We start from the raw sequence: 17485 nt of genomic DNA on the forward strand, positions 1-17485 counted from the left end.
GCTAGAAAGAGGATGACTGTGGTGCAGAAGACAACGTCGGCCGGTGACCTCACCTGGCTGGTCGATGATCTCGTCGAGCGGGTGGCGCAGGCGAGGCACGCCGTCGTGCTATCCGCCGACGGCCTGCTGATTTCCTCATCCAGCGGGTTGAGCCGGGAGGACGGCGAGCACCTCTCCGCCGTCGCGGCCGGATTTCAGAGCCTGGCACGGGGCGCCGGCCGGCACTTCGGCGGCGGCGCCGTGCGGCAGACCATCGTGGAGATGGAGACCAACTTTTTGTTCGTCACCGCCGCGGGCACCGGTGCCTGCCTCGCCGTGCTGGCCGACGAGGACGCCGACGTGGGTCTCATCGCCTACGAGATGGCGATGCTCGTCACCAGGGTCGGCCAGTACCTGACCTCTCCGGCCCGGGCATCCGCCCGCCCAGACGAATGATGCCGGGCCATGCCGCGCAGTGATGAGCACCGAGACGAAAACGTCTGGTTCGACGACGCGGCCGGGCCGGTGGTCCGGCCGTACGCCATGACGTCCGGCCGGACCCGGGCGACCGGCGAATTCGATCTGATCGCGCTCGTGGTGGCGATGCGACACACCACCGTCAGCGACGTCGGGCTCGGCCCGGAGCACCTGGCGATCCTCCGGCTGTGCCAGCGACCGCTGTCGGTGGCGGAGATAGCGGCGCATCTCGACCTGCCGATCGGCATCATCCGCGTGCTGCTGAGCGACCTGCTGGACCGTGAGCTGGTCTTCGTGCGGGTACCGCAACCCCCGGCCGACATGCCCACCGATGACATATTCAAGGCGGTAATCAATGGACTACGGGCACTTTGATCCGTCCGCCGACGACCTGCCCACCGCCCTGAAGATACTGGTCGCGGGAGGGTTCGGCGCGGGCAAGACGACGCTGGTCGGGGCGGTGAGCGAGATCCGGCCGCTGCGCACCGAGGAGTACCTCACCGACGAGAGCGTCGGGGTGGACGACCTGTCGGGCGTGGAGGCCAAGTCGACCACCACGGTGGCCATGGACTTCGGCCGGATCACCATCAACGACAAGCTGGTCGTGTACCTGTTCGGCACGCCGGGGCAGGACCGGTTCTGGTTCGTCTGGGACGAGCTGGCCCTCGGCGCCCTCGGCGCGGTGGTGCTCGCCGACACCCGGCGGCTGGCCGCGTGCTTCCCGTCGGTGGACTACTTCGAGCGCCGGGACACCCCGTTCATCGTGGCGGTCAACTGTTTCGACGACGCCCGGCAGTACCAGCCGGAGGAGGTGCGGCAGGCGCTGGACCTCGACCCGGACGTGCCGGTGCTGCTGTGCGACGCGCGGCGGCGGGAGTCCGGCAAGGAGGTGCTCATCGCGCTGATGGAGCACGTGATGCGCGGCGGCCGGGCCCGGGAACTGGCCGCCCCGGCGCACTGAGGCTGGCCGGTCGGCACGCCAGCCCGCGGCCGGCCCGAGCCCGCGGCGCGCGGTCAGCCGCGCCGGCCCGAAGCCCGCGGCCCACGTCCAGCCGCGCCGGCCCGAAGCCCGCGGTCAGCCGCGCCGGGTGATCCGCAGCGTCAGCACGTCGGTGCGGACCAGGATGTGCCCGTGGAACAGCGGGAGGTTCCCCTCGCCCACGCCGAGTTGGACCGCGCTCATCAGCGGATGCCCGGCCGGCACCGCCAGGCGGTCGACCGCGTCGCCCTCGGCCAGCACCGCCGCCATGTCGATGTCGGTGCGCCGCACCGGCACGCCGGTCACCCGGGCGAGGAACTCCAGGAGGTCGACCTCGATGCTGACCAGGGAGGACGGGTCGAGGTCGCGGCCGGCCACGGACAGCGGCAGGTGGTCGCGGATCCACGCCGCCGGTACGCCGTCCACGGCGAAGAGCCGGTCCACCCGCCACATCGGTGCGCCCGGCGGGCAGCCCAGCGCCTCGGCGCAGTCGTCGGGGCAGGGCACCCGGCCGACCGAGGCGTCGTGCAGGGCCGGCCGGTGCCCGGTCGCGCTGATCTTGTCGCGGAGCGCGATCACCTCGCCGAGGGACACCGGTACCCCGGCGGGTGGTTCGCGCACGAAGGTTCCCACGCCCCAGGTACGCAAGACCTCGCCGGCCGCCACCAGCGCCCCGATCGCCTCGCGCATGGTGGCCCGGCTCACCGCGAGCCGGGCCGCCAGCTCCCGTTCGTTGGGCAGCCGGTCACCCGGCCGCAGCTCGGCGGCGATCAGCTCGCGTAGTCGCGCCTGCGCGCCGTCCTGCGCGGTCTCCCGCCGAGCCATGCGTCCTCACCAGACCTGTTCGAGTACCCGGATCGTGTTGCCGCCGATCACCTTGACGATCTCGTCGTCCGAGTAGTCGTGGGCGACCAGCCAGCCGGCCACGCTGTTGATTGCCTCGGCCGGATTCTCCATGCCGGCTACGTACGGTACCCGAGGGTGGTCCGGTACCGGCCGCGCGTCGTGCGCGTAGTTGTTGGCGTAGGTCTGGTGCACCCCGACGTGGTCACCGAACATGGTGTCCGGTCCGAACGACACGTGGTCGATGCCGACCAGGTCGACCAGGTACGTGAAGTGGTCCATCACCGAGTCCAGCGAGTGGCTCGGGTGGGCCTCGGACAGCGTGGTGTGCGGCGCGGCCTCGATGCCGATGACTCCCCCGCGCTCGGCGCAGGCGCGGATCACCTCGTCCGGCTTCATCCGCGGCGTGTTCCACACCGCGCGGGCCCCGGCGTGCGTGATGAACACCGGCACCTGGCTGGCCTCGATGACCTCCAGGCTGGTGCGGTCGCCGGAGTGCGAGATGTCGATGGCGATGCCGAGCCGGTTCATCCGGTCCACCGCGCGCCGGCCCAGGTGGGTCAGGCCGCCGTCGGCGTACTCGGACAGGCCGCCGCCGAGCATGTTCGACTGGCTGTAGGCGATGCCGAGCTGGCGGACGCCGAAGCCGTACAGGATGTCGATGCGGTCCAGCTCGTTCTCGATCGGCGTGCAGCACTCCAGGCCGGCCACGAGGGCCAGCTGGCCGTTGCGCTTGGCCGCGTAGATGTCAGCGAGCGAGGTGGCCAGCACCACGTAGTCCTGCTTGGCCACGTCGGACAGCCGCATGCCGAGCGCGTAGATGAGGTCGTTCCACTTCCAGCCGTTCTCGCTGGTCACGCAGGAGGCGCCGGCCATGAAGTTGTCGAAGACCGCGGCCAGGCCGGAACGGGCCAGCCCGGCGTACGCGGTGTGCTGGCGCGCGGTGCGGTTGTACGCGCGCAGCTCGGAGACGTCCTTGGGCAGGATGACCGGGTGCTCGTGCAGCGAGATGGCCACATTCTCGGCGAGCAGCCGGTCGACCCGCTGCCGCTGGGCGTCGGACAGGCCCAGGTCGAAGTCGGGCACCCGGCCGACCTCGTCGGCCAGCTCAAAGATCCGGTAGTCGCGGTGAGGTTCCAGGTACGAGTACGACTTGTGGCCGCGGTAGCGCGGCGCCGTTTCTTGCAACAAAGGAAGACTCCCCTTACAGCACGCTGCGTCGATCAGCCGTCACGCCCCGCCACGGCGGCGAGGACAGAGGTCTGACCTCTTCCCGGCCACAGTACGACCCCGGCCCCGGCCCCTCACCGGCCCGGTGCCCGGCATCACAGCCCTGGATCACAGTGCTCGGGCACGGAATCACAGCCCGGCCGGCGCCTGGTGCCGCGGCCCGTCGGCGGGGCCGACCGGCCGTGGGGAGCGTTTCCGCCCCGATGGCGGGTTTCGAAACCGGCCGCGCTGGGCACACCGCACGGTTACCGGCCGCCGCTGTGGTGGACGGCGGCGGCCGGCTGTGGGGGTGGCCTGCCGCCAGGGGGCGGCGGCGGCCGGGCGAACGTAACCGGAGGGACCATGACGCAGCCGGAGTACCGGTCGATGGGCGGGCGCACCGCGCTGGTGACCGGCGGGTCGGGCGGCATCGGCGCGGCGACCGCGCTGCGGCTGGCCGAGGCCGGCGCCGACGTCGCCGTGACCTATCACGGCCACCGCCAGGAGGCCGAGGCCGCCGCCTCCCAGATCCGCGAGCTGGGCCGGCGCGGCGTCGCCCTGCCGGCCGACCTGAGCGAGCCGTCCGCCCCGGCCGAGCTGGTGGGGCGGGTACGCGAGGAGTTCGGCGCGCTCGACGTGCTCGTGGCCAACGCCGGCACCGGCCACCAGCTGGCCTGGGACGACGACGAACTCGACCTGGACACCTGGGACCTCACCATGGCCGTCAACCTCAGGGCGCCCTGGCTGCTGACCCGGGCGGCCCTGCCCGCGATGATCAGCCGGAACTTCGGCCGGGTGCTGTACGTCTCCTCCGTCGCCGCGCTCAACGGCGGCATCGTCGGCCCGCACTACGCCGCCAGCAAGGCCGGCCTGCACGGTCTGATGCACCACCTGGCCGCCCGGGTCGCGGCGCACGGCGTCACGGTGAACACCATCGCGCCGGCGCTGATCACCGGTACCAGGTTCTTCCCGGGCGAGCCCGCCGGCAGCCGGACCATGCCGGTACCGATCCCGGTCGGCCGCACCGGCCGCCCCGAGGAGGTCGCGGACCTGGCGGTCGCGATGCTGACCAACGCCTACCTGACCGACAAGGTGATCACGCTGGACGGCGGGCTCTACCCGTCCTGACCCCGGGACGACGTGCCGGTCGCGGGTGCCTCGTCCGGCCGGCGGGGCGCCGGTACCGGCGGCGGGGCACCGCGGGAGTTCAGCCGCCGTACCGCCCGGACCAGCCGCCGGCCGCGCAGCCGCCTGGGAGCCAGCCGGATCAGCGCCTCCAGCGGCGGCAGCAGGACGAGCAGGAACAGCACGGTCCACGCCCAGCGCTGCTCATGCATCCACGGCACGAGGTCCTCGCGCAGCCAGTCGAACAGCCGCACGTCGAGCCAGGGCAGCCAGGGCGCCGCGGCGACCAGCAGCAACGCGATGGCCACGACCATCGCCAGGACCGTCGGGATCGACCGCCACAGCGCGACGGACAGCATCACGGTGCCGGCGCCGACCAGCACCAGGCCCGACGCCCCGAGCACGAGGTTGTGAGTGACCATGGCCAGCGTCCCGAATGCCATCAACAGGACCCCGGTCAGCAGTACCCTCCCCCGGGCGCCGTGCACCCCGTCGGTCGCCACGTACGCGCCGCGGGTGATCGAGCGGGCCACGGCGAACGTGGGGCGCAGGAACGCCGGCGGGTTGGCCATCGCGGTGGCGGCGGCGGTGGTGACCGCCACGGTCTGGGTGAGGGTCCGGATGAACAGTGGCGAGTTGGTCTGGTCGCGCTCCGACAGGCGTTGGGCGGGGACCGGGCAGCTGGCCAGCAGGGCCCCCACCGCGGCGGCGTCCGCCCGCGCCTCGGGGGTGGTCGCGTCGTAGTCGGCCAGCCACTCCCGCTCGGCCCTGCTCGGTGCGGCGTCCCCCGCGTCCCGGATCTGCCGGGCGACCGTCGCCAGCTCGTCGACCGCGATGGCCCGCTGGGCGTGCAGCGCCACCCACTGGGACAGCTCGGGCAGACTGGCCGGCAGGGGCATCGTGTCTGAGCCCAGGAACGCCAGCTCGGCGAGCAGCGCGCCGCGCGGCGGTAGGAAGCCGTCCGGGGATGCCTCCGGCACCGGGCCCACGATCTCCTCCAGCCGCGCGAGGAACCAGGCGGCCCGGTCGACCGGTTCGACGCCGGCGCTCTCGGCCACGGACAGGATCCGGCGCGGGTCGAGCAGCAGGTGGATCAGCCACCCGGCGCCGTCGAGCCGGCCCCACATCCAGTCGTTGGCGCGCCAGGATCCCTTGTAGAACGCGCCGAAGTGGTGCAACTGCATGCCGGTGAGCTTGTCCTCGGCCTGCCGCCGACCCGGGTCGAGCAGGCTGCGGGTGTCGGCGCTGACCTGCACCAGCTCCACGGCCTGCTGGACCTCGACGCCGACCGGCAGCACCGACCGCTCGGCGACGTGCAGGTCGAGCAGCCGGGCCACGGTGACCGGCACGTCGCGGGCCAACAGGAAGTCCAGGTAGGTGCGCACCCGGTAGGCCGCCTCGGACCGGCGCTGCAGCAGCGACAGCCGCACCGGCCCGTCCGGCTCCGGACCGGCCTCCGGCGTCGTGGCGATCCGGCGAGGCGCCAGATCATTGAGCAGCTCTCGCGCGCCGATCAACGCCGCCGCCAGCTTCTGCCACGCCGGCATCAGGATCTCGACGATATCGGTGGTGCCGGGGCCGTCCGTGGCCCCGGCCCCGGCACCGGTCGGTACCGCGTCGGGCCGCCCCGCGAGCAGGGCGGCGATCCGCGCGACGGGCAGCTCCAGCGCCTCTCCCTGGGGCGACGTGGCGAGCGCGGCGGCCACGAGCTCGCGTAGGTCCGGCTCCGGCGCCGGCGTGTACGCGTCGTGGACCTGCCCGCTGCACTCGGCGAGCCGGGCGCGGCTGTCGGGGCCCTCGGCCAGCACGTACCCGGCCGCGAGGATGTCCAGGATGGTCGCCTTGGCGGCGTCGTAGGCCGGGCGGCCCAGGCGCGCGGCGGCGCGCAGCACCTGGTCGGTCGAGGCCGGCGGCGTCGACGGCCAGTTACGGACCACCTCGGCGCCCGCGGCGGCACGCAGTCGCTGCTCGGCGTCCGAGCCGGGGCCGAGGGTGGCCAGCCAGCGCGAGTGCAGCCGGGGGTCGGCGGCGATTGCGCGCATCACCGCGGCGACCAGCGGGCGGACCAGCCACTCCGCCTGCCGGAGCCGATAGTCGCGCCAGGCGGCCGGATCGGCGAGCACGGTCAGGGACGCGGACCCCGGACCCGCGGGCGACTCACCCGACCCGACCGTTCCGACCGGTTCGGCATGCGGTTCGGGCCCCCCGGCGGGCGGCACGGGCGCACCGTGCCGCCCGTCCAACCGGGAGCCCAGCGCGGCCAGCCGCAGGCGGGTCTCCGCCGCGGCGGCTACCCGGTCGTTGTGCTCGCGGATCGCGGTCAGGTCAGCGGCGATCGACTGGTTGAGCGTCGCGCTCAGGTCCCGCATCAGCGCCTGGCTGAGATTCAGCGGGTGGTCGAACCGGTCCGGGGTGGGCGGCTGGATCGGCCGGGACGACGGCACGATGTAGAGCAGGACCCGCCTCACCTGGCCGCTCGCGGCCCGATCGAACACCTCCTGCAGCAGCGGCGCGATCGGCCGGTTGACCAGCAACCCGCCGTCGGAGGCCCAGTGCGGCGCCGTGGCGTTGGAGTAGCTGGCCATGTCGGGGTGCGCATCGTCCAGCTTGGCGCCGAACGGCAGGTAGGCAGGTTCAAAGGCGCCCGGGAACGACGCGCTGCTGCGGGCGGCGAGCGCGAGCGGCGCCGCCACCTCGTCGGCCGGCCGCGGGCCCAGCAGGTCGTCGGTGAAGTGGAACAGCCCGTGGTGGTCGGCGTCCGCGATCAGCGTTCCGTAGCTGTCGGTGAACTGGCTGGTCTCGGCCGACAGCAGGGTGGTCGTGATGAAGACGTGCGTGGGGCGCGGGCTGGCCGCCGGCCCGCCGGCGATCATCGCGATGGCCTCGCGCAGCTTGGACAGCAGGAATTCGTCGCCCCTCAGCAGTGATGGCGGGTCGGGCCGCAGCGGGTTGCGCAACAGCTGGTCGAACGCGCCCGCGTCCATCCACAGCTTGCGCACGGCGCCGGTGTCGCGGCGTCGCGCGTTGGCCAGACCGAGCAGGGCCGCGTTGATCCCGCCGGCACTGGTACCCGACAGCACGTCGAGACTGACCCGCACGTCGAGCAGGTTCAGCAGCCGCCGGTACAGGTCGCAGACGGTGCGTACGTCCTCGGTCCGGTCGGCAGGCTCCTGGCCGCCCGGGTCGCTGGCCTGGTTGAGCAGGTCGATCTCGCGGCACACGCCGCCCATCCAGACCGCCAGGCTCACGCCGCCGGTGAGCACGATCGCCAGCCGCAGTTCCTGAGTGGTCGTCGATGCCGGGCCCAGCCCGGCCGGTTTGGGTCGCGTGGCGGTCGTTGCGGAGGATGGCGGGGCGACGGGTGTGCGCGGGTCCAACATGGCATCTCCGGTGCCGTTATGGGGTGATGCGTGAACCCTGCACTGGTTCACCACCCACTGTCGATACGATCACCGACAGTAACGGTGGGTCGACGGACACCGTGTGCGCACCCGCGCCCGCTCAGGCACGATGGCCCGCTCCAGGCACGACGGCCCCCGCTTCAGGCACGACGGCGCCCGCTCAGGCACGCCGGCCGGCTCACCGGCGACGTGGCGCGAGCGGCGACGGGGCGCGAGCGGCGACGGGGGAACAGCGCCTGAGCGACCAGCGCGTCTCGCGGGTCCGCTCAGGCGCGCGGGGCGTCGGCCGGTGGCGCCTTGGGCGCGATGACCGCCTGGGTCTGGGTGGTCTGGCCGACCGGCCGCCCGTGGTCATCGGCGAGGTCGGTCTGGATGACCACGAAGGACCGGCCCACGTGCAGCGGCCGGGCGGCGGCGTGCAGCCTGCCCTCGCGCAGCGCGCGGAAGAAATTGGTCTTGGATTCGACCGTCGAGGTACCCGCGCCGACCGGCACGTTCAGGTACGCGCAGACCGCCCCCACCGAATCCGCCAGCGACATGAGCACTCCACCGTGCATCGCCGAGTCGACGGTGCACCGGTTGGGCGCCCAGTCCACCCAACCCCGGGTGAGCCCCGGAGTCGCCTCGTCGAGCACGATGCCGAGAGCGGTCGCGTACGGCATGAGGGCGAGCAGCTCACGTCGACTCATCGGGAGGGGTGCCGCCATTGCTGTGACCTCCTTTAGGGGCGAGATGTCAATCCACGGCGTGCGTTCGGCCGCGGCAATCATGCCCCTGCGAAGCCGCCCGTCCCGCCCGGCGCACCGCCCAATATCTCGAACGAGGGTACCGGAACCGTCCGCGGACACATACGGACGGCCGAGCCCGACAGTTCATCCGGTCCGCGACCGGCTCAGCCGCGCGGGAACGTCGGCTCCCAGCCCAGCGTCCGGCGGGCCCGTTCGACGCTCCACAGCTTCGCCGAACGGTCGCCCGAGATGGTGAAGACCTGCAGGCCGTCGCGGTGCTCCAGGGCGGCGAGCAGGGCCTGCGCCAGATCGCTCGCCGCGGTGGCGTCCACCGGCGTGCCGTCGGCGGCGAGCAGCCGCTCGCTGCCGCCCAGGGCGCCCCAGGCCGGCCACAATTCGTCGGGGGTGGGCCAGGTCAGTCGCAGAATGTTCACCGACAGGCCCCACTGCGCCACGGCCGCCCGGCACACCTCCTCGCCCAACCGCTTGGACAGCCCGTACGGGTCGGTGGCGTCGGGCGGGACCGACTCGTCGGAGAGCCGGCGCTCCATCAGATCCTGGTAGACCGACATGCTGCTGACGTGCACCGCGTGCGGCACACCGGCGCGATGCGCGGCCAGCAGGGTGAGGTGCACCGAGGTGACGTTCACGCTCAGGTTGTCCGCGGCACCGGCGGGCGTGTCCCAGTCGTGGCTGCCCATCGCGGCATGGATCACTGCGTCCATCCCAACCAGGCCGGCGGCGAGCGCGTCGTAGTCCAGGGCGCTGCCGGCCAGGTGCTCGACGGCGGCGTCCGGTGGGCGCGGATCGAGCACCCGCACCAGATGGTGCTCGGCGAGCCGCGGCACGACGAGGTTGCCGACATAGCCCGAGCCGCCCACCACGAGTACGCGCATCGCCGCATCCTCCCACCCGGACCGCCGCCGCGCCGCCCCGTACGGTGGAAGGATGGTCGGCATGCCCGCCGACGTCTGCGACCTGGTTGAGCGGCTCGGCCTGGCCCCGCATCCGGAGGGCGGCTGGTACGCCCGGATCTGGGAGTCCCCGGTCACCGTCACCCCGCCCGGTTATCCGGGGCCACGGCACACCGCCACCGCCATCCACTTCCTCCTGCACCCCGGCGAGGAGTCCCGCTGGCACGTGGTGCGCTCCGACGAGCTGTGGCTGTGGCACTCGGGCGGCCCGTTGCTGCTGCGGCTCGGCGGCACCGGGCAGAGCCCCCGACCGCCCGGTGACGCGCTGGTGCTCGGCCCCGACCTCGGGGCCGGCGCGGCGCCCGCCCGCCTGGTGCCGGCCGGGACGTGGCAGTCCGCGGCGCCGGTGGCGGGTCCGTCCACCGTGGAGCCGACGCTGGTCACCTGCGTGGTGTCGCCCGGCTTCGACTTCGCCGACTTCCGGATGGAGCCGCCGACCTCCGGCTGACCCCACCACGCGAAGTCGGGTCGGCCGGATTCCCGCCGGGGCCGGCGCGGAGAACCCTGAACCGCATGATGACCACACTCGATCCGCGGTCCTCACCTCCGGTGAGCGACTTTCCCCGGTTCGGATGGCCGTCGGCGGTACTCCGGCACCTGGCCCCGGCGGTGCTCGCGTTCGCCGGGGCCCTCGCCCTGAAGCCCCTCGTCTCACGGCTCGGGCTGCCCGCCGACTTCTCTCTGGACGTCGCGTTCGCACTGCTGCTCACGCCGGTCGAGCTGAGCATCCTGCTGGTCGCGGCGCACCGCGCGACCGGGCGCTGGTCGCTGCGGGCGCTGCCGGCCGTGCTGGCCTACCGCCGGCCGCTGCGCCGGTGGGTCCTGCTGGTACCTCCGCTGTTCGCGGTCGCCCTGATCGCGGCCGTCACGTCCGGCCCGCTCACGGACGCCCTCGCGGCCCACTGCGCGGGCCTGTACCCGCACTGGCTGCTGCCCAGTTACGACGCCACGTCCGGGTTCTCCCGGCCGGTACTGGTGGCCACGATGCTGGTGGCGCTGGCGGTGGACGGCGTGACCAACCCGATCGTGGAGGAGCTGTACTTCCGCGCGTACCTGCTGCCCCGCCTGCCGGTGGCCGGCTGGACGGCGGTACCGGTGTCGGCGGCGCTGTTCACCGTCCAGCACTACTGGCAGCCCTGGAACTGGCCATTGATCTTCGTGCTGGAACTCATCCTGACCACCCTGGTCGTGCGCCTGCGTAGCTACCGCCTCGGCATGGTGATGCACGTGCTGGCCAACTCCTTCGGCATCCTGGTGACGCTGGTGGGCGTGCTCAACTGAGCGGCCCGGACCCGCCCTCCACCACGGCGGGACCGCCCATGTCGTCGGGGTTCGCCCGACCGGCGAGGCCACTGGGGCCGGCCGGGCGAGCCGCTCGACCGGTGCGGCGCAACGCGGGCTGGACGCCCTGGCGCGGCGGCCGAACCGGGCTGGTCACCGCGTCAATGACCACCACGGCCAGCAGGATCGCGTTGACGACCAGGGCGACGACGAGCGTGGGGGCGTGCGGGAAGTAGGCCAGCGGTACCAGCGCCGCCAGCGCGGCCAGGCCGGCCGGGCGCGACCAGGACACGCCGGAGAACACCGTGTACTCGAACAGCGCCCGCCCGGCGACGAACAGCGCCGGGCCACCCACGGAGGCCAGGACCCACGCGAGCCGCACCGGCGTGAGCGAGTGGGCGAGGTCGATCCGGTCACCGACAGCGGTGATCACGATGCCGGCCACGATGACCAGGTGCGTGTAGGCGGCGAGCCGGCCCAACCCGGCCGGGCTACGGGAGACGGCGCCCGAGGCCCCGATCAGGTCGGTGGAGCGGTGGAAGTAGATCCGCCACAGGAGCACCGTGGTGACGAACGAGGCCACCGCCGCCGCCGAGCCCCCGCCGGTGAAGGCGGCGCTGAACGCCGAGCCGGTGACCAGGATGGTCTCGCCGAGCGCGATGATCACGAACTGCCGGTACCGCTCCGAGAGGTGCTCTCCGGCCAGCCGCCAGTCCTCGGTGTGCGACCGGCCCAGGCCGGGCGTCGGGTAGTTGAGCGCGGCGGCCAGATAGTCCATGCCCAGCGCGATCGCCCACAGCGCGCCGCGTACGGCGTGGTGGCCGACGGCGCCGGCGATCCAGGGTACGGCCGACAGGCCGAACCAGAACAGCACCCGCCAACCCCGGCTCTGCAGCCGGTGGCCGCGCAGCGCGAGGGCGAAGAACACGGTGCGCCCGACCTGGGTGACGACGTACGCGGTCGCGAAGAACTTGCCGTGCCGGCCGAACGCCTCCGGTACGGCGGCCGCCATCACCAGACTGCCCAGCATGATCACGACTATCGTCAGCTGGACGGCCAGGTGATTCGGGTCCAGCCAGTCGTTCAGCCAGAGCGTGAGGGTCCATACCCACCACATGGCCGGCAGCAGCAGCGCGGTCTGGGCCACGTCGATCCACTTCAGGTCGTCGATCAACCCGTCGGCCAGCCTGGTCAGCGCGAACGCGAACACCAGGTCGAAGAACAGCTCCACGAACGTCGAACGCTGGGCGTGGCCGGGGTCGCGCAACAGCGCGACGGGTCCGCTCCCCGACATCGACTCGCCCGCTTCTCCGGCCATCCTGAACGGGTCCTACCACGGCGACCCGGCACGCAAACGAACCGCTGGGCGTGGCGGGGCCGGGCGCGCCGCGGCTCACGCCAGCCCGCCCCGGGCCAGACGGGCCCGAGGCCAGACCGGGCCGGGGCGGGGCGGGCGGACGGACGAGGCAGGCAGACCGGGTGGGCGGGCGGGCTCAGGCGGGGACCGTGGGCGCCAGCGCCGGCAGGATGTGCTCGCCGTACGCGGCCAGCGTGTGCTCCTTGTCGTCGTGCTGCAGATAGATGGCGAACTGGTCGACGCCGAGGTCCCGCAGCGCGCGCAGCCGGGACAGGTGGGCCTCGACCGGCCCGAGTACGCAGAACCGGTCCACGATCTCGTCGGGTACGAACGAGGTGTGCCGGTTGCCCGCCCGGCCGTGTTCGGCGTAGTCGTACCCCCGCCGGCCGGCGATGTAGTCGGTCAGGGCGGCCGGCACCCCGCCGCCCGCCCCGTACCGGGCGACGATGTCGGCCACGTGGTTGCCGACCATGCCGCCGAACCAGCGGGTCTGCTCCCGCTGGTGGGCCAGGTCGTCGCCGACGTACGCGGGGGCCGCCACGCAGAACTTCACCGCGTCCGGGTCGCGGCCGGCCCGGCGCGCGGCCGAGCGCACGGCATCGATCATCCAGGCCGCGATGTCCGGGTCCGCCAACTGCAGGATGTACCCGTCGCCCACCTCGCCGGCCAGCGCCAACGCCCTCGGCCCGTACGCGGCGACCCAGACCTCCAGCCGGCCGTCGCGCACCCACGGGAAGCGCAGCTCGTGTCCGTTGTGGACAACCGGCCGCCCGTTGGCCAACTCCCGGATCACCCGCACGCACTTGCGCAGGTCGGCCAGGCTGCCCGGGGGCAGGCCGAGGGTACGCAGGGCCGAGTCGCCCCGGCCGATGCCGCAGATCGTGCGGTTGCCGAACATGTCGTTGAGCGTGGCGAACAGGGACGCGGTGACGCTGGCGTCGCGGGTACCCGGATTGGTGACCATCGGCCCGACCGTCACCCGCGACGTGTTGGCCAGGATCTGGCTGTACACGACGAACGGCTCCTGCCACAGCAGGTGGGAGTCGAACGTCCACACGTGACTGAAACCGTAACCCTCGGCCAGCCGGGCCAGCCGGACGACCTCGCCGGCCGGCGGATCCAGCTGGAAGACGACGCCCAGATCCATGCGCTCACCTCACTGTCGGGAATCCCAGGTCGACCTGCGAGGTGGAAGGATCCGGCCAGCGCGAGGTGACCACCTTGGTGCGCGTGTAGAAGTCCAGCCCCTCCGGCCCGTACATGTGCAGGTCGCCGAAGAGGGAGGACTTCCAGCCGCCGAAGCTGTAGTACGCCACCGGCACCGGGATGGGCACGTTGACGCCGACCATGCCGCACACCACCTCGTACTGGAAGCGACGGGCCGCTCCCCCGTCCCGGGTGAAGATGGCCGTGCCGTTGCCGTACGGGTTGTCGTTGACCAGGGCCACCGCCTCGTCGTAGGTGCGCACCCGCACCACCGACAGCACCGGCCCGAAGATCTCGTCGGTGTAGTAGCCGGATCCGGTGGACACATTGTCCACAAGGGACGGTCCGAGGAAGAATCCCGGACCCTGCGCGGCCGGCGCCACCCGACCGTCCACCACCACGTCGCCGCCCCCGCCGGCCAGGTACCCGGCGACCCGGTCCCGGTGCTCCCGGCTGATCAGCGGCCCCATCTCGGCGTTCGGGTCGCTGGCCGGCCCGACCCGGATCGCGGCGACGCGGCGGGCGATCGCGTCGACCAGCGGATCGGCGACCGGACCGACGGCCACCACCACCGACACGGCCATGCACCGCTCGCCGGCCGACCCGTACCCGGCCGACACCGCCGCGTCGGCCGCCGCGTCGAGGTCCGCGTCGGGGAGCACCACCATGTGGTTCTTCGCCCCGCCGAGGGCCTGCACCCGCTTGCCGGCCCGCGTGGCGGTCTCATAGACGTGCCGGGCCACCGGTGTGGAGCCGACGAAGCTGACCGCCGCGATGCCCGGGTCGGCGAGCAGCGCTTCGACCGCCGTGGAGTCGCCCTGCACCACGTTGAACACGCCGGCCGGCGCCCCGGCCTGGTGCAGCAGGTCCGCCAGCAGCAGCGACGTCGACGGGTCCTTCTCGCTGGGCTTGAGCACGAAGGCGTTGCCGGCCACCAGCGCGGTGCAGAACATCCACATCGGCACCATCGCCGGGAAGTTGAACGGGGTGATCCCGGCGACCACGCCCAGCGGCTGCCGGATCGAGTACACGTCCACCCCGGTCGAGGCCTGCTCGGTGAAGCCACCCTTGAGCAGCGCCGACGCGCCGGCCGCGAACTCGATGTTCTCGATGCCCCGCGCCAGCTCGCCGAGCGCGTCCGCGACCGTCTTGCCGTGCTCGGCGCTGATCAGGCCGGCGATCTCCTTGCGGTTGGCGTCCACCAGCTCGCGGAACCGGAACATCACCTCGGCCCGGCGGGACAGCCCGGTCGCCCGCCAGCCGGGGAAGGCCGCGGTCGCGGCGCGCACCGCCTCGCGCACCTCGCCGGCGGTCGCCGCGATCACCTCCGCGGCCTGCTCGCCGGTGGCCGGGTCGAACACCGGTAGCCGGGTGGTTCCCTCACCGCCGACCGTGGACCCGTTGATCCAGTGCTGAATCGTCCGCATTCGCATGCTCCCGCCGCTCATCGTCGCCGTGCCGGACTCGTGGACCCCCGCCTCACAACAGGTAGGACGACAGGCCCCGGCGCAGGTACCGGCCGCGGCCCTTGGTCGCGTGCAGCCCGGTACCGTCCACTATCACGTCGCCCCGGGACACCACGGTGTCGACCCGGCCGGCGATCTCGAACCCCTCCCACGCCGAGTGGTCCAGGTTCATGTGGTGGGTGGCCGCGCCGATCCTGGTGTGCCCCTGCGGGTCGTAGAGCACGATGTCCGCGTCCGAGCCGGGCGCGATGACGCCCTTGCGCGGGTACAGGCCGAACATCCGGGCCGGCGTGGTGGCGATGGTCTCCACCCACCGCTGCAGGGACAGCTTGCCCTCCACCACGCCCTGGTACAGCAGGTCGACGCGGTGCTCGACGGTGCCGATCCCGTTGGGGATCCTCGAGAAGTCGCCCAGCCCCAGCTCCTTCTGCTCCTTCATGCAGAACGGGCAGTGGTCGGTGGAGACCACCGCCAGGTCGTTGGCGCGCAGGCCCTTCCACAGGTCGGCCCGGTGCGGCTCGTGCCGGCTGCGCAGCGGCGGCGACGCCACCCATTTGGCGCCCTCGAAGCCGGGCGCGCCGAGCTGGTCCTCCAGCGTCAGGTACAGGTATTGCGGGCAGGTCTCGGCGAACACGTTCCGGCCCGCGTCCCGGGCGGCGGCCACGTGCTCCAGCGCCTCGCTGGCGGACAGGTGCACGAAGTACAACGGGCAGTCCCGGGCGACCCCGGCCAGCACTATCGCCCGGTGGGTGGCCTCCGCCTCCAGCTCCGGCGGCCGGGTCAGGCCGTGGTATACCGGGTCGGTCTCGCCCCTGGCCAGCGCCTGCTGGACCAGCACGTCGATGGCTATCCCGTTCTCGGCGTGCATCATGATCATCGCCCCGTTGCCACGCGCCCGCTGCATGGCCCGCAGGATCTGCCCGTCGTCGCTGTAGAACACGCCGGGGTACGCCATGAACAGCTTGAAGCTGGTCACCCCCTCGTCGGCCACCAACTGGTCCATGGCCTTGAGGGCGTCCTCGTCGACCCCGCCGAGGATCATGTGGAAGCCGTAGTCGATGAAGCACTCGCCATCGGCGAGGGCGTGCCAGGCGGCCAGCCCGTCCTGCACCACCTCGCCGGTGCGCTGCACCGCGAAGTCGATGATCGTGGTGGTACCCCCGAACGCCGCCGCCCGGGTACCGGTCTCGAACGTGTCGCTGGCGAACGTGCCGCCGAACGGCAGCCGCATGTGGGTGTGCACGTCGATGCCGCCGGGGATGACAAACCTGCCGGTCGCGTCCAGTACCCGGTCGGCGGAGGAGATCCGGCCCGGCTCGGTGACGGCCGCGATCGTCTCGCCGTCGACCAGCACGTCGGCCGCGATCGCCCCGGCCACCCCGACAACCGTCCCGCCCTTGATCAACAAGGTGCTCATGGCTGGACCAGGTTCCCGTAGCTGTCCGGCCGGCGATCTCGGTAGAACGCCCACCGGGCACGCACCTCGGCGAGCAGTTCCAGGTCCAGGTCCCGCACCACCAGCTCGGGGTCGTGCGCGCTGGCCACCTCGCCGACGAACCTGCCCTCCGGGTCCACGAAGTAGGAACTGCCGTAGAAGTCGTCGTCGCCGAGGTCGGCCTCGATGCCCACCCGGTTGATCGCGCCGATGAAGTACTCGTTGGCCACCGCCGACGCGGGCTGCTCCAGCTGCCACAGGTACGCCGACAGGCCACGGCTGGTCGCCGATGGATTGAACACGACCTGCGCGCCGGCCAGGCCCAGCGCCCGCCAGCCCTCGGGGAAGTGCCGGTCGTAGCAGATGTACACGCCGACGCGGCCGACCGCCGTGTCGAACACCGGGTACCCGAGGTTGCCGGGCCGGAAGTAGTACTTCTCCCAGAACCCCTTGACCTGCGGGATATGCGACTTGCGGTACTTGCCGAGGTACCGCCCGTCGGCGTCCACCACGGCGGCGGTGTTGTACAGCACCCCCGGCTGCTCCTGCTCGTACACCGGCAGCACCAGCACCATGCCCAGCTCGGCGGCGAGCGCACCGAACCGCTCGACGGTCGGGCCCGGCACCGGCTCGGCATAGGCGTAATACCGCGAGTCCTGCACCTGGCAGAAGTACGGCCCGTAGAACAGCTCCTGAAAGCACATCACCTTGGCGCCCCGCGCCGCGGCCTGCCGGGCGTACTCCTCGTGCGCTTTGATCATGGATTCCTTGTCGCCGGTCCAATTGGCCTGGACCAGAGCGGCGCGAATGACGTCTGCCATAGCCGTCCCCTCATCACCGAGTCCCGCGCCCACGCCCGGCGACCCGGCGGAGTCGGGGTCGATCGCGCCCCGGAACCGTCACGGCCGGTGTTGAGCCGGATTCGGATAGCGTAGGACGCTGATCTGGCTTGTCCAGAGCACGGTCGATGTATTTGTCGTTCCGGTCCCGGCGATCCACCGGGTTGACCTGCGCGTTCGGCCGCC

Annotated in this window: 16 protein-coding genes; 6 read left to right on the forward strand and 10 right to left on the reverse strand. The window is 72.5% G+C overall.

The window, feature by feature from the left end; all coding sequences use genetic code 11:
• The first annotated feature begins 18 nt into the window (after window positions 1-18).
• The 3 genes from ABEA87_RS10115 to ABEA87_RS10125 are packed head-to-tail and all read left to right on the forward strand — an operon-like array spanning window position 19 to window position 1417.
• A complete protein-coding gene (locus ABEA87_RS10115; protein WP_345628904.1) occupies window positions 19-435 on the forward strand; it encodes a roadblock/LC7 domain-containing protein in 417 nt (138 codons plus the stop codon).
• Between the two features lie 9 nt (window positions 436-444).
• A complete protein-coding gene (locus ABEA87_RS10120) occupies window positions 445-831 on the forward strand; it encodes a DUF742 domain-containing protein (RefSeq protein WP_345628270.1) in 387 nt (128 codons plus the stop codon).
• A complete protein-coding gene (locus tag ABEA87_RS10125) occupies window positions 812-1417 on the forward strand; it encodes a GTP-binding protein (RefSeq protein ID WP_345628271.1) in 606 nt (201 codons plus the stop codon). Before ABEA87_RS10120 ends, ABEA87_RS10125 begins: the two co-directional genes overlap by 20 nt.
• Before the next feature lie 114 nt (window positions 1418-1531).
• Here the strand turns inward: ABEA87_RS10125 and ABEA87_RS10130 are convergent, their stop codons facing one another.
• Window positions 1532-2260: a GntR family transcriptional regulator gene (locus ABEA87_RS10130; RefSeq protein WP_345628272.1), complete on the reverse strand. Its 729-nt coding sequence runs from the start codon at window positions 2258-2260 to the stop codon at window positions 1532-1534.
• Window positions 2261-2266: 6 nt separating this feature from the next.
• Window positions 2267-3469, reverse strand: coding sequence for a dipeptidase (locus ABEA87_RS10135; RefSeq protein WP_345628273.1), 1203 nt, complete (start codon window positions 3467-3469; stop codon window positions 2267-2269).
• 381 nt (window positions 3470-3850) lie between these two features.
• Here ABEA87_RS10135 and ABEA87_RS10140 point away from each other — a divergent pair, with 381 nt between their 5' ends.
• On the forward strand, window positions 3851-4615 hold the full coding sequence (locus ABEA87_RS10140) for an SDR family NAD(P)-dependent oxidoreductase (RefSeq protein ID WP_345628274.1): 765 nt from the start codon (window positions 3851-3853) through the stop codon (window positions 4613-4615).
• On the opposite strand, the gene ABEA87_RS10145 is transcribed toward ABEA87_RS10140, so the two are convergent.
• The 3 genes from ABEA87_RS10145 to ABEA87_RS10155 form a co-directional block, all read right to left on the reverse strand.
• Window positions 4603-7992 carry a patatin-like protein gene (locus ABEA87_RS10145; RefSeq protein ID WP_345628275.1) on the reverse strand — a complete coding sequence of 1130 codons (3390 nt, stop codon included), beginning with the start codon at window positions 7990-7992 and terminating at the stop codon, window positions 4603-4605. The two genes, ABEA87_RS10140 and ABEA87_RS10145, sit on opposite strands and share 13 nt — an antisense overlap.
• A gap of 287 nt (window positions 7993-8279) precedes the next feature.
• The gene (locus tag ABEA87_RS10150) at window positions 8280-8720 is read right to left on the reverse strand and encodes a PaaI family thioesterase (RefSeq protein ID WP_345628276.1); all 441 of its coding nucleotides are present in this window, start codon (window positions 8718-8720) and stop codon (window positions 8280-8282) included.
• 185 nt (window positions 8721-8905) lie between these two features.
• On the reverse strand, window positions 8906-9637 hold the full coding sequence (locus ABEA87_RS10155; RefSeq protein ID WP_345628277.1) for an NAD-dependent epimerase/dehydratase family protein: 732 nt from the start codon (window positions 9635-9637) through the stop codon (window positions 8906-8908).
• Window positions 9638-9698: 61 nt separating this feature from the next.
• Between ABEA87_RS10155 and ABEA87_RS10160 the strand changes: the two genes are divergently transcribed.
• Both ABEA87_RS10160 and ABEA87_RS10165 read left to right on the forward strand, forming a co-directional pair.
• Window positions 9699-10163 (forward strand): cupin domain-containing protein, encoded by a 465-nt coding sequence (locus ABEA87_RS10160; protein ID WP_345628906.1) that lies wholly within the window; start codon window positions 9699-9701, stop codon window positions 10161-10163.
• 65 nt (window positions 10164-10228) lie between these two features.
• The gene (locus ABEA87_RS10165) at window positions 10229-10996 is read left to right on the forward strand and encodes a CPBP family intramembrane glutamic endopeptidase (protein WP_345628278.1); all 768 of its coding nucleotides are present in this window, start codon (window positions 10229-10231) and stop codon (window positions 10994-10996) included.
• Here the strand turns inward: ABEA87_RS10165 and ABEA87_RS10170 are convergent.
• From ABEA87_RS10170 to ABEA87_RS10190, 5 genes are all read right to left on the reverse strand, one after another.
• A complete protein-coding gene (locus ABEA87_RS10170; protein WP_345628279.1) occupies window positions 10989-12314 on the reverse strand; it encodes a low temperature requirement protein A in 1326 nt (441 codons plus the stop codon). The two genes, ABEA87_RS10165 and ABEA87_RS10170, sit on opposite strands and share 8 nt — an antisense overlap.
• Before the next feature lie 175 nt (window positions 12315-12489).
• Entirely contained in the window at window positions 12490-13500 is a 1011-nt protein-coding gene (locus ABEA87_RS10175; RefSeq protein WP_345628280.1) for a TIGR03842 family LLM class F420-dependent oxidoreductase, read from the reverse strand.
• A 4-nt stretch (window positions 13501-13504) separates the two neighbouring features.
• Window positions 13505-14986, reverse strand: coding sequence for a CoA-acylating methylmalonate-semialdehyde dehydrogenase (locus tag ABEA87_RS10180; RefSeq protein WP_345628281.1), 1482 nt, complete (start codon window positions 14984-14986; stop codon window positions 13505-13507).
• Between the two features lie 52 nt (window positions 14987-15038).
• Entirely contained in the window at window positions 15039-16442 is a 1404-nt protein-coding gene (hydA, locus tag ABEA87_RS10185) for a dihydropyrimidinase (protein ID WP_345628282.1), read from the reverse strand.
• The gene (locus ABEA87_RS10190; protein WP_345628283.1) at window positions 16439-17281 is read right to left on the reverse strand and encodes a nitrilase-related carbon-nitrogen hydrolase; all 843 of its coding nucleotides are present in this window, start codon (window positions 17279-17281) and stop codon (window positions 16439-16441) included. The genes hydA and ABEA87_RS10190 overlap by 4 nt, the downstream gene beginning before the upstream one ends.
• Between the last annotated feature and the right edge of the window lie 204 nt (window positions 17282-17485).

Source organism: Rugosimonospora acidiphila, from assembly GCF_039543385.1.
Classification (GTDB): Bacteria; Actinomycetota; Actinomycetes; order Mycobacteriales; family Micromonosporaceae; genus Rugosimonospora; species Rugosimonospora acidiphila.

Excerpts from the sequence above, each read along its gene's own strand:
- hydA (WP_345628282.1), bottom strand. The coding sequence starts at position 16,442 with ATGAGCACCTTGTTGATCAAGGGCGGGACGGTTGTCGGGGTGGCCGGG.
- ABEA87_RS10125 (WP_345628271.1), top strand. The coding sequence starts at position 812 with ATGGACTACGGGCACTTTGATCCGTCCGCCGACGACCTGCCCACCGCC.
- ABEA87_RS10155 (WP_345628277.1), bottom strand. The coding sequence starts at position 9,637 with ATGCGCGTACTCGTGGTGGGCGGCTCGGGCTATGTCGGCAACCTCGTC.
- ABEA87_RS10175 (WP_345628280.1), bottom strand. The coding sequence starts at position 13,500 with ATGGATCTGGGCGTCGTCTTCCAGCTGGATCCGCCGGCCGGCGAGGTC.
- ABEA87_RS10140 (WP_345628274.1), top strand. The coding sequence starts at position 3,851 with ATGACGCAGCCGGAGTACCGGTCGATGGGCGGGCGCACCGCGCTGGTG.
- ABEA87_RS10120 (WP_345628270.1), top strand. The coding sequence starts at position 445 with ATGCCGCGCAGTGATGAGCACCGAGACGAAAACGTCTGGTTCGACGAC.
- ABEA87_RS10130 (WP_345628272.1), bottom strand. The coding sequence starts at position 2,260 with ATGGCTCGGCGGGAGACCGCGCAGGACGGCGCGCAGGCGCGACTACGC.
- ABEA87_RS10190 (WP_345628283.1), bottom strand. The coding sequence starts at position 17,281 with ATGGCAGACGTCATTCGCGCCGCTCTGGTCCAGGCCAATTGGACCGGC.
- ABEA87_RS10160 (WP_345628906.1), top strand. The coding sequence starts at position 9,699 with ATGCCCGCCGACGTCTGCGACCTGGTTGAGCGGCTCGGCCTGGCCCCG.
- ABEA87_RS10180 (WP_345628281.1), bottom strand. The coding sequence starts at position 14,986 with ATGCGGACGATTCAGCACTGGATCAACGGGTCCACGGTCGGCGGTGAG.
- ABEA87_RS10150 (WP_345628276.1), bottom strand. The coding sequence starts at position 8,720 with ATGGCGGCACCCCTCCCGATGAGTCGACGTGAGCTGCTCGCCCTCATG.
- ABEA87_RS10165 (WP_345628278.1), top strand. The coding sequence starts at position 10,229 with ATGATGACCACACTCGATCCGCGGTCCTCACCTCCGGTGAGCGACTTT.
- ABEA87_RS10145 (WP_345628275.1), bottom strand. The coding sequence starts at position 7,992 with ATGTTGGACCCGCGCACACCCGTCGCCCCGCCATCCTCCGCAACGACC.
- ABEA87_RS10170 (WP_345628279.1), bottom strand. The coding sequence starts at position 12,314 with ATGGCCGGAGAAGCGGGCGAGTCGATGTCGGGGAGCGGACCCGTCGCG.